The sequence below is a fragment of the Mesorhizobium sp. WSM4837 genome (assembly GCF_055811435.1).
Genome location: NZ_JBVVQE010000121.1, coordinates 1 through 10651 on the forward strand (window position 1 = coordinate 1; position 10651 = coordinate 10651).

The 10651-nt window shown below is 63.1% G+C and carries 9 protein-coding genes; 1 reads left to right on the plus strand and 8 read right to left on the minus strand.

The annotated features are described in order from the left end of the window. The 8 genes from AC0L3D_RS34980 to AC0L3D_RS35015 all read right to left on the minus strand — a co-directional run. On the minus strand, positions 1-1546 hold a 1546-nt coding region (locus AC0L3D_RS34980), incomplete at its 3' end, for an FAD-dependent oxidoreductase (RefSeq protein ID WP_473647352.1). 19 nt (positions 1547-1565) lie between these two features. Continuing rightward, positions 1566-2807, minus strand: coding sequence for an MFS transporter (locus AC0L3D_RS34985; protein ID WP_473647354.1), 1242 nt, complete (start codon positions 2805-2807; stop codon positions 1566-1568). A gap of 115 nt (positions 2808-2922) precedes the next feature. Continuing rightward, positions 2923-3114 (minus strand): hypothetical protein, encoded by a 192-nt coding sequence (locus AC0L3D_RS34990; RefSeq protein ID WP_236392143.1) that lies wholly within the window; start codon positions 3112-3114, stop codon positions 2923-2925. 399 nt (positions 3115-3513) lie between these two features. Next, positions 3514-4311 (minus strand): ABC transporter ATP-binding protein, encoded by a 798-nt coding sequence (locus AC0L3D_RS34995; protein ID WP_023796767.1) that lies wholly within the window; start codon positions 4309-4311, stop codon positions 3514-3516. A gap of 11 nt (positions 4312-4322) precedes the next feature. Continuing rightward, the gene (ntrB, locus tag AC0L3D_RS35000; RefSeq protein WP_128172929.1) at positions 4323-5219 is read right to left on the minus strand and encodes a nitrate ABC transporter permease; all 897 of its coding nucleotides are present in this window, start codon (positions 5217-5219) and stop codon (positions 4323-4325) included. A 61-nt stretch (positions 5220-5280) separates the two neighbouring features. Further along, positions 5281-6597 (minus strand): CmpA/NrtA family ABC transporter substrate-binding protein, encoded by a 1317-nt coding sequence (locus AC0L3D_RS35005; protein ID WP_473627017.1) that lies wholly within the window; start codon positions 6595-6597, stop codon positions 5281-5283. A gap of 360 nt (positions 6598-6957) precedes the next feature. Next, a complete protein-coding gene (locus AC0L3D_RS35010; protein WP_473647353.1) occupies positions 6958-8196 on the minus strand; it encodes a CmpA/NrtA family ABC transporter substrate-binding protein in 1239 nt (412 codons plus the stop codon). 2 nt (positions 8197-8198) lie between these two features. Next, positions 8199-8798, minus strand: a complete 600-nt coding sequence (locus tag AC0L3D_RS35015) for an ANTAR domain-containing response regulator (RefSeq protein WP_023796771.1) — start codon at positions 8796-8798, stop codon at positions 8199-8201. Between the two features lie 688 nt (positions 8799-9486). On the opposite strand from AC0L3D_RS35015, the gene AC0L3D_RS35020 reads away from it, so the two are divergent. Next, positions 9487-9672, plus strand: coding sequence for a hypothetical protein (locus tag AC0L3D_RS35020; RefSeq protein ID WP_128244494.1), 186 nt, complete (start codon positions 9487-9489; stop codon positions 9670-9672). Positions 9673-10651 lie beyond the last annotated feature (979 nt).

The following is a 10651-nucleotide window of genomic DNA, read 5'->3' on the forward strand; positions in this document are numbered from 1 at the left end:
TCTCACGTCGGCCCTCCGGGGGGGGGTGGGGGGGGGGGGGGCGGGGGCCGCGCCCCCCCCCCCCCCCCGCTGGCGGGGGGGGGCGCCCCCCCCCCCCCCCCCCCCCCCCCGCCGCCGGATTATATTTGTCGCCGATGGTAAGTACCATCAGCTTCTCGACCAGCCCGGTGCAGGAGCCGCAGGAGGCGGACGCCTTGGTGTGAGCGCGCACGTCGTCGAGCGAGGTCAGGCTTTTGGCCGTGATCGCGCCAGTGATCTTTCCCTTGCAAACGCCGTTACAGCCGCAGATTTCCGCATCATCCGGCAAGGCTGCAACGGCCGCCATAGGGTCCAGGGAGGCGCCTCCCTGGTATGACTGGCCGAAAATAAGCGTGTCGCGCATTTCCGATATGTCGGTCTGCTTCTTCTTGAGGTCGTTGAACCAGGCGCCGTCCGCCGTCTCGCCGTAAAGCACGGTGCCGATGATGCGGTCATCCCTGAGCACCAGCCGTTTGTAGACGCCGGCGGCGGCGTCGCGCAGCACGATCTCCTGGCGGTCCTCGCCCTCGGCAAAGTCGCCGAGCGAGAACAGCTCGATGCCGGTGACCTTGAGCTTGGTCGGCGTGTCCGAATGGACGAAGGCGGCGGCCTCGTCGCCGGCCAACTGGCTGGCGGCGACACGCGCCATCTCATAGAGCGGTGCGACCAGGCCGTAGACCATGCCGTTGACCTCGGCGCATTCGCCGAGCGCGAAGATGTCGGGATCGTTGCTGCGCATGCCGGCGTCGACGACGATGCCGCGATTGACGGCAATGCCGGCGTCTTTCGCCAGCGTCGCATTCGGCCTGATGCCGACCGCCATGACGACCAGCGTCGCCGGGATGACGGTGCCGTCGGCGAGTTCCACCTGCTCGACCTTACCCTTGCCTGTGATCGCCTGGGTGTTGGCCTTGGTGATGACCTTGATGCCGCGTTGCTCGACAGCGCGCTGCAGCAGATAGCCGGCGGCCGGATCGAGCTGACGCTCCATCAGCGTCGGCATGACATGCAGCACGGTGACGTCCATGCCCTGCGCGTTCAAGCCCGCTGCCGCCTCCAGCCCGAGCAAGCCGCCGCCGATGACCACGGCCTTGGCCCGTGACTGCGCGGCCAGCATCATCGCCCGAACATCGTCGAGATCGCGATAGGTCAGGACGCCCGGCAGATCATGGCCGGGCACCGGGATGATAAACGGCACCGAGCCGGTGGCGATGACGAGCTTGTCGTAGGGCTCGGTCACGCCATGATCGGAGGTGACGGTCTTTGCCTGCCTGTCGATGGCGACGATCTTGTGGCCCTTGTAGAGGGTGATCCCGTGCTTGATGTACCAGCCATCGCCATGGATGATGATCTCCTCATAGTCCTTTTCGCCTGACAGAACCGGCGACAGCATGATGCGGTCGTAGTTCACGCGCGGCTCGGCATTGAAGATGGTGACCTGGTAGAGGTCCGGCGCCTTTTCCAGCAGGTGCTCCAGCATGCGCCCTGGGGCCATGCCGTTGCCGATGATGACGAGTTTTTCGGTCATGTCCTGATCCACTCCTGTCTCATTCAGCCGCGTAGGAAAGGCCTGAAGCTTCGGCGGCGGCCGCGCGCTCCATCCGCCGGATGCTGAAGTGCATCCAGGCAAAGCAGGTGGCGACGATGACGAAGAGCAGCATGAAGCAACTCGACCAGACGCCGGTGAGGTCGTTGAGTGCGCCGAAGGCGATTGGCAGGATAAAGCCGCCGAGCCCGCCAATCATGCCGACAACGCCGCCGACCGCGCCGACACTCTGCGGGTAGTAAACCGGGATGTGCTTGTAGACGGCGGCCTTGCCAAGGCTCATGAAGAAGCCGAGCACGCAGGCAACGGCTATGAAGGCGAACGGGCCGATCTCGAAATGGAAGGCGATCGGCCCGCTGATGCCGTGCACGACGTAGTCTGCCGAGGGGAGAGACAGAACGAGAGTCACGACGGCACTGACCGCGAAGGTCCAGTAGAGCACGGTGCGGGCGCCGATCCGGTCGGATAGCACGCCGCCATAGGCGCGAAAGATACTCGCCGGGATCGAATAGGCCGCGCCGATCATGCCGGCGGTCGCGATGCCGAATCCGTAGACGCCGATCAGGTAGCGCGGCAACCACAGCGACAGCGCCACGAATGCACCGAAGGCGAAGAAATAATAAAAGGCGAAGCGCCAGACCTGCAGGTTCTTGAGCGGCGCGAATTCCTGCAAGAAGCTTCTCGCGGGCGCTGCCTTGCCGGCGCGGCGCTCGCGGATGACCGGATCGTCGTCGGTGGTGAACCAGAAGACGGCGGCCATGACCACGAGTGCTGCCGCCCAGATCAGCGCGACCGACTGCCAGCCCCAGGAGAGAAGCACGAATGGTGCCATGAACTTGGTGACCGCGGCGCCGACATTGCCGACACCGAAAATGCCAAGCGCCGTGCCCTGCTTGCCGGCCGGGAAGAAGCGCGAGACATAGGCGACACCGACGGCGAAGGAACCACCGGCGAGCCCAACGCCTAACGCGGCGACCAGCATCTGTCCGTAGGTTTGCGCAAAAGCGAGCAGGAAGGTCGCGACCGCCGCCGCAAGCATGGTCGCGGTGTATACCAGCCGTCCGCCAAAACGGTCGGTCCAGACACCGAGCACCATGCGCACGAGCGAACCGGTGAGGATCGGCGTGCCGACCAGCAGGCCGAACTCCGTCTCGTTCAGCCCAAGGTCCTGCTTTATGCGCACGCCGATGATTGAAAATATCGTCCACACCGCGAAGCAGACGGTGAAGGCGATGGTGGACATCACAAGCGCCTGGCGGGGAGCATTGTCCTGGCTGGGCGCGGCTGGGAGATTTGCGGTCAACGTCTGGCTCCGGTTTGCGGCGTGGGAGGCACCGCGGATGTTTGTGGGTGAATGATCAGCGGCGCGGCATCGGTGCGTGCAACGAGACCGGGCTCGCCACGGTCAGGTCCTTGCTTTCCGTCTTGGCGCCGACGGGAAACAGCAGGAGCGCGGCGGTGAACAGTGCCGCCGTCAGCGCGCTGCTGGCCAGAAAATCGCGGCGCGTGAAGTCCGCGAGGGACGCGCCAGTTCCGATCCGTTTCGTCATCGTCGTCTCCGGTTGGGCGCCGCTTGGGACCAGCGCCGTCGATCGCGTAAAAACAAAAAAGCCGCCGGTCAGGTCTTTGCGCGTCCGTCCATCCGGGATCGCGTATTGACCTGAGCGGCAGCTTTGCCTGTGGCGCCCGCCATTGGACGCCGGTGTCACTTGGCCCTTTCGGACCCACAATCTGAAAAGCAGGAAGCGTGCCAATTCGACAGCGCTCCAGATTATCAAATGAAATCAATGTGAACCGCAGCCGCGCGATTTTTGACAAAGCCCGGCAGCGGATCAAAGATTAGTCAGAATGCCTTGCACAGCAGCATAATATTTGTGCAATGCGGTAGATTGCCCATTGCCGATGCAGATTGCCAATTGTGGATGATGACGCGATTTCCGGCCATGGCCTTACTCCGCGGCTTCCACGAAGCGGTGGCGTTCGTAGAGGAACTTCAGCACCGCCTCGCGGCAGCGCAGGAAGGTCCGGTCGGAGGAAAGCTCGATGCGCCGGCGCGGCCGGGCCAGCGGCACCGCAAGCACCTCGCCGATGGTCGCCGCTGGACCGTTGGTCATCATGACGATGCGATCGGACAATAGCACCGCCTCGTCGACATCGTGCGTGATCATGATCGTCGTCGAGCCAAGCCTCGAATGGATATCCATCACCGCATCCTGCAGATGGGCGCGCGTCAGAGCGTCCAGCGCACCGAAGGGCTCGTCGAGCAGCAGGATCTTCGGCTCCATGGCCAGCGCGCGGGCGATGCCGACGCGCTGCTTCATGCCGCCCGATATCTCGGCGGGCCGCTTGTCCCTGGCATGCGCCATCTGCACGAGGTCGAGATTGCGCATGATCCAGTCATGCCGCTCGGCCTTGGTCCTGGTCGAACCGAAAACTTTCGACACCGCCAGATTGATGTTCTCGTAGACGGTGAGCCACGGCAAAAGGCTGTGGTTCTGGAATACCACGGCGCGCTCGGGTCCGGGGCTGTCGACCTCCTTGTCCTCGAGCAGGACCGCGCCGGCGGAGACTCTGGTCAGCCCGGCGATCAGGTTGAGCAAGGTCGACTTGCCGCAGCCGGAATGGCCGATGATGGAGACGAATTCGCCTTTGTCGATGGTCAGCCGGATGTCTTTCAGCACCTCGCTGACCTGGCCGCCGCGGGCAAAGGATTTGTCGATATGGTCGAGTTTCAGGTAGGCCGTCATCGCCCCTTTCCTCACTTTGCCGTTGTGCCGCGGGTGACGAAGGCGCCGACCGCCGCGACCAAGCGGTCGAGGCAGAAGCCGGTGACGCCGATATAGGCGAGCGCGACGATGATGTCGGGCAGCCGCGACGAGTTCCAGGCGTCCCAGATGAAGAAGCCGATGCCGACGCCGCCTGTCAGCATTTCGGCGGCGACGATGGCGAGCCAGGACAGGCCGATGCCGATGCGCAGGCCGGTGAAGATGTAAGGTGCCGCGGCCGGCACCATGATCTTTACGAAGAATTCGAGCTGGTTGAGCCTGAGGATGCGGGAGACGTTTCGATAATCCTCTGGAATGTTGCGGACGCCGACGGCAGTGTTGATGATCACCGGCCAGATCGAGGTGATGAAGATGACGAAGATCGCCGACGGGCTGGAATCGCGGAAGGCAGCCAGCGACAGCGGCAGCCAGGCGAGCGGCGGCACGGTGCGCAGAATCTGGAACACCGGATCGAGGCCGCGCATGGCCCAGATCGACTGGCCGACCAGCGCACCGAGCGCGACGCCGACGATGGCAGCCAGGCCGAAGCCGATGGCGACCCGCTGCAGCGAGATCAGCACCCGCCAGGCCAGTCCGATATCCTGCGGACCATAGTCGAAGAACGGATGGGCGATCAGATCGTAGGCCTCGTTCCATACTTGGCTAGGTGGCGGCAAGCTGGCATTGGGCGACGAGCAGGCGACCTGCCAGACGACGAGCATGACGATGATGACTACGGCCGGCGGCACCAGCGTGCTCGCCAGCTTGCCGGCGATCGCGGCGGGATCGAAGCGGCGCCTCACCTTGGCGGTGAAAGCTATGACCTCTGCAGGCTTGGCAGGCGCGGGGAACGCCTTCACCTTGGTGTCCTCGATGGCTTGAATAGACATTTTCGCAAAAAGCTCCTTGAACACTGGCAAGCGGCGCAGCGGGCGGCGCTTGCCGTCGACGTCAGGCCGATGCCTTGATCTTGAGGCTGTCGAGATAGGCGGACGGGTTGGCCGGATCGAAAATCTTGCCGTCAAAGAAGGTCTCGACGCCGCGCGATGGAGACGCCGGGATATCGGCCGCAGCAACGCCAAGATCCTTGGCCGCCTCGCGCCACAGATCTTCGCGGTTGACTTGATCGACCAGCGCCTTGATGTCGGTGGTCGCCGCGAATTTGCCCCAGCGGATGTTTTCGGCGAGGAACCAGCTGTCGTGGCTCTTGAACGGATAGGACACACCGCCCTTCCAGAACTTCATGTAGAGGTCGGTGCCGGTGGCGACGCGGTCATTGCCGTAATTGATGTCGCCCTTGAGGCGGCCGATGATGTCGGCTGTCGGCACGTTCATCCATTGCCGCTTGCCGATGATGGCCGCCATCTCGTCCTTGTTTTCCATGGCTTCGCACCATTGCTGGGCTTCCATGACGGCCATCAGGATCGCCTTGGTGGCGTTCGGGTTCTTGTCGATGAAGGCGGCGCGCAGGCCGAGCGCCTTTTCCGGATGGCCTTTCCAGAGTTCGCCTGTCGTGGCGGCGGTGAAGCCGACGCCCTGGTGGACGAGCTGCTCGTTCCATGGCTCGCCGACGCAGAACACGTCCATGTTGCCGACCTTCATGTTGGCGACCATCTGCGGTGGCGGCACGACGATGGTCGAGACATCCTTGTCGGGATCGATGCCGCCGGCGGCCAGCCAATAGCGCAACCAGAGATCATGGGTGCCGCCCGGGAAGGTCATGGCGGCCTTCACCTCCTTGCCTTCGGCCTTCTTGGCCGCGAAGGCGTCCTTCAGCTTGGAGGCATCGAGGCCGACGCCGGTGCCGGCATATTCCTGCGCGACGGAAATCGCCTGGCAGTCGTAGTTAAGCCGCGCGACGATCGCCATCGGCATCGGCTGATTGTTCTGCGTCACCTTGCCGGTGTGCATCAGGTAAGGCATCGGCGTCAGGATATGGGCGCCGTCGATGCCGTTGGCTTCGCCGCCGAGCATCAGATTGTCGCGCGTCGCGCCCCAGGAGGCCTGCTTGAGCACCTCGACATCGGGCATGCCGAATTTCTCGAACAGGCCCTTCTCCTTGGCGATCATCAGCGGCGCCGCGTCGGTCAGCGCGATGAAGCCGAGCTTGGCGCCGGTGACTTCCGGAGCTGCCGTCGCCGCATAGGCGCCGGACGGCAGCAGCGCGCGCGCCGCTGCCAGGGTTGCCGCGGTGGCAGCACTTGCCATCAGAAAATTGCGGCGGGTCATGCCCTCGAGAGGGGCTTCAGTCTTGATGCGTTTCGTCATCGTCGTCTCCCGTTGGGCACTGCTTGGGATCAGCGCCGTCGATTGCCGTGCTCGGTCAAAACAAAAAAGCCGCCGGCCAGGCCGCGCGCGTCCGTCCATCCGGGATCGCGTGTTGACCTGAGCGGCAGCTTTGCCTGTAGCGCCCGCCATTGGACGCCTGTTCCGTGACCCCGAGAAGAGTCTGCTTATTGCAAAGCAGGAACCGTGCCAGTTTCGGAATGGATGAAAAACACCAATGAGATCAACGGCATGCCACAATCATCGGCGCGCTGGCCCGCTGGGCGAGCAAGCCAAAGATTGTTCATTAGCGCGGTTGCACGCATAATTTTTGTGCAATGCACAAGAATGGCGCGAAAATGATCAGGCTTCGGCGCGCGCCAATTTCTGCCCGGCAATGTAGGCGTCGACCTCGTCGGGATCGAATATCTGGCCATCGAAGAAACCATCGGGGCCGAGCACCAGACTGGCGCCGGCGGAGCCGACAGGTGTGGCAGACGCCAGCGCGCCCTCCACCTTAGAATTGGCGCCGGGAAGTGCGACGCCGAGCGGCTTCAGCGCTGCGCGATAGAGGTCGGGCCGGTAGCTGTCCCGCGCGAGCGCCATGTGGGCAGCGCTGTGCTTGACCTGCCCCCAACGAACCATCTGCGTGTAGAACCACAGCGCGTGGCTTTTCCACGGGAAATTTGCCGCCTTGCCGAAAGGCAGAAAGAAGTCCTCGACGGTCAGTTCCGCGCCGCCGCCCAGCGCAAGATGTCCGGTCAGAATCGGCATCTGCAGCGCCGGCGAAAGGCCGAGGAAGGAAGGCTGCGCAATCAGGGCGGCCAGTTCGCCGCGGTTTGCCGGATCCTGGCACCAGCGCGCGGCGTGATGGAGCGCGCGCAGCAGCGCCGAAAGCGCTTCCGGGTGTTTTTCGGCCCAGGCCTTGCGCACGCCGACGACTTTCTCGGGGCTGGTCTTCCAGATGGTGGCCTTGACTGTGGCGATATGGCCGGTGCCGGCGACGACCGAGGCGCTGTTCCAGGGTTCGCCGGCGCAGTAGCCGTCGATCCTGCCGGTGGCGAGTGCGTCGGCCATGAACGGCGGCGGCACGATGACGATTTCTATTTCGCGCGACGGATCGATGCCGCAGGCGGCGAGCCAGTAGCGCAGTTCGTAATTGTGTCCGGAGTGCGGATGCACGACCGCAAAGCGCAGTGGGTCGCGACCGGCATTTGCCCGTTCACGGATCAGCGCTCCCAAGGCCTTGCCGGCCCGCGCCGGATTGAGATCGGGCAAGGCGCCGTGCGCGGCCATGCCTGCCCAGAGCGTGTTCGAAACCGTTACGCAGTTGCCGCCCAGCCCCAGCGAGAACGGCACGATCGTGTCGGAGGCGAGTGGGGTGAGCCCCAGATTGCATGCGATCGGCATCGGCCCCAGCATATGCGCCAGGTCGAAATGTCCGATCGCGATGCGGTCGCGGATGTTGGCCCAGGACGTTTCGCGACTAAGCGTCAGGTCGACGCCTTCGCGCGCGGCAAAGCCGATCTCCTTCGCTGCGACAAGAACGGCGCTGTCGAAGAGCGGCATGAAACCGGCATTGATCTGGTGTTCGGCCGCCATGCTCAACTCTCTCCGGGATCCAGAAGGCCTGCCGCCGTCACCAGGCTCTGCGCGATTTCGCTGATCTTGCGGTTCTGGTTCATGGCTGTCTTGCGCAGAAGCGTATAGGCCGCGTCCTCCGACAGGCCGCGGGATCGCATCAGGATGCCCTTGGCGCGGTCGATGACCTTGCGGTCCTCCAATTCACTGCGGGCTTCCTCAAGTTCGCGCGCCATCCGCGAGAACGCGTTGAAGCGGCTGATCGCCATGTCGAGGATCGGCTTGACGCGCTCCTGTCGCAGCCCGTCGACGACATAGGCGGAGACCCCCGCTTCCACCGCAGCTTCGATTGAAGCCTGATCCGACCGGTCCACGAACATGGCGATCGGCCGCTTCACCACGCGCGAAAGCTGGAACATGTTTTCAAGCATATCGCGGTTGGGATTTTCGAGATCGATGACGATTACGTCCGGTTCGATCTCGGCGATGCGCCGCGCTATTCCCGCAACATCGTGAACGACCGTGACCTGCTCATGCCCGGCCTCCCGCAATCCCGCCTCGATGATGGAGGCGCGGATGTGGTTTTCGTCGATCACCAGGACGGTGAGGGATTTCCGGATCATGCCGCATTTTGCGCACGCAGCGTGATTGTGCAATGCGGCATGGCGAGAATTGACGAAGTCATCGCTTCGGGGACCGTAACATGTTCGCGGAACCGACCGTTAAGCCTCTCTAAACGCATCTGACTTTGCTTTTGTATCCACCGCGCTATTTCCCAATTGCGACCTTGTCTCGCTGGCTTTGAAATTGGAGGTTCCATGGATCGGCGATTATTTTTGACAGGAGTGTTGGGCGTTGCTGGGGCAGCAGCCCTTGCGAGCGCAGTTCGGCCAATCAACGCGGTGGCCGGCGTACCGAGCGCCAGAAGTGGCATCCTCGATGAACTCGACGCGCTGGAGACAGAGCCGTTCGAAGATGAGGATACTCAGGCGGAGCCGGTCCGACATCGGAGCTGGCACCGCAGGCGGCGGCGCCGGCGGCGGGCTTGGAGAAGGGCCTGTCGTCGTGCCTGGCGATATGGCCGTCTGCGCAGACGGTGTTTTCGCAGGCGTGTTTGGGTCTGGGGCTGGTATTATTAGCAGTTAGTGTGCTGAAAACCCCGGTGGTTGCCGGGGTTTTCAGTCTCAGACTAGCCGAATACGGATCAGCCAGTCCTTCGCGCTCAGAAATTTCTACCAATCATTCCTAACCCCTAATGCAACCATTCCGTGACCTGCGAGTTGCGGCAGGGCGGGGTAGGGACATGCAGACATGGCAAAGCGTGAAAGGCTGGGCTACCCCCCACTTGCCGAGGCCATTCGGCAGTTCATCAGCGCTGAAGACAATCGCCACCACGTACACAAGCTGCTTGGGCTGGAGGTCGAACAGGAATTGACGCCAACGCTGGCATCATTGCTTGAGGCGATCGGCAAGGCCGGTCGGGACGAAACTCCATAGCTGCCCTGACGGGTCCTGCTAAGGGAAGCCCGCCGCCGTTGAGGAACAAGCGACGGGCCCACAACGGCTGTGCTTCCACGGAGAACTGGCCGCCGCAATTCTAAACCCGCGCGGGCCTACATCGTTCCTCTTCCCGCTCTAAATTACCCTCCATGGCAACCTACTGGTTCTCCCCTCCGGTGTTCGTGAAGACCGAAATGGTCGGTGTCAGCTATGCCTGTAACAATGTCCGAGGTGCATCCGAGCAGCTCCTGAAGTGGTCCAAGAGGGCCCAAGTGGGAACGTGCGTCGGCCCTCTGCCTTCAAGCCCTGGGGGGTGAGGAGGTTGACCCTAAGGAAGTACGCAAGGACTTGGAGGCTGCTGCCGAGGAGGAGGGGGTACTATGGCCCATGAAGCTCTCACTTTAGCTCGCATGAGCCTGTTATCCGATGGGTCGTAAGAAAATTTGGCCCGGGATATTCCGACCCTCCTTTTGACCCGTTGAACCCGCTCACCCGAATTGTCTATCCGAGCTAGCTCAAGCGGCCGATTTGGGGGCGATCTTTATCGGCTACTAATGACCTGTCGCTTGACGCTGGGTTGGGTGGGCACGCGCGTCAGGCCGGGTGTGTAGGCTGGGGTTACGGAAGTCGCAATCTTTGAGGGTCCGTCCCCGGCCGCACGCTTGAGACACCCGCCCGGGTGGCCTTGGGGGCGGCACTAGCCGGTGTAAGACTGACAGGGTGCCCAAGGCTCCACTGTCTGGGTCATGTCATCGCTCAGTCACTATTTAGTTGTGCTGCCACTGCACCCCGCGAAGGCAGCTCAAAGCAGCGGGGACTAACCCCAAGCCCCCCACCCTGCGGCGCGGCGATCAGGATGAGATTCGGCGTCAATCAAGATGAGACTCGGCGGGGGTGGTGTGACGCAGTGAGGGCGTAGCCCGAACGGAGTTACACCACCCCCGCGGCGTCACTGCCGACGTCTGTTGGGCGCGGT

What these genes read in the sequence shown, in the direction of transcription:
- AC0L3D_RS34995 (WP_023796767.1), bottom strand. Translation starts at nt 4,311, where the DNA reads ATGACGGCCTACCTGAAACTCGACCATATCGACAAATCCTTTGCCCGC.
- AC0L3D_RS35005 (WP_473627017.1), bottom strand. Translation starts at nt 6,597, where the DNA reads ATGACGAAACGCATCAAGACTGAAGCCCCTCTCGAGGGCATGACCCGC.
- AC0L3D_RS35020 (WP_128244494.1), top strand. Translation starts at nt 9,487, where the DNA reads ATGGCAAAGCGTGAAAGGCTGGGCTACCCCCCACTTGCCGAGGCCATT.
- AC0L3D_RS35010 (WP_473647353.1), bottom strand. Translation starts at nt 8,196, where the DNA reads ATGGCGGCCGAACACCAGATCAATGCCGGTTTCATGCCGCTCTTCGAC.
- AC0L3D_RS35015 (WP_023796771.1), bottom strand. Translation starts at nt 8,798, where the DNA reads ATGATCCGGAAATCCCTCACCGTCCTGGTGATCGACGAAAACCACATC.
- ntrB (WP_128172929.1), bottom strand. Translation starts at nt 5,219, where the DNA reads ATGTCTATTCAAGCCATCGAGGACACCAAGGTGAAGGCGTTCCCCGCG.
- AC0L3D_RS34990 (WP_236392143.1), bottom strand. Translation starts at nt 3,114, where the DNA reads ATGACGAAACGGATCGGAACTGGCGCGTCCCTCGCGGACTTCACGCGC.
- AC0L3D_RS34985 (WP_473647354.1), bottom strand. Translation starts at nt 2,807, where the DNA reads ATGTCCACCATCGCCTTCACCGTCTGCTTCGCGGTGTGGACGATATTT.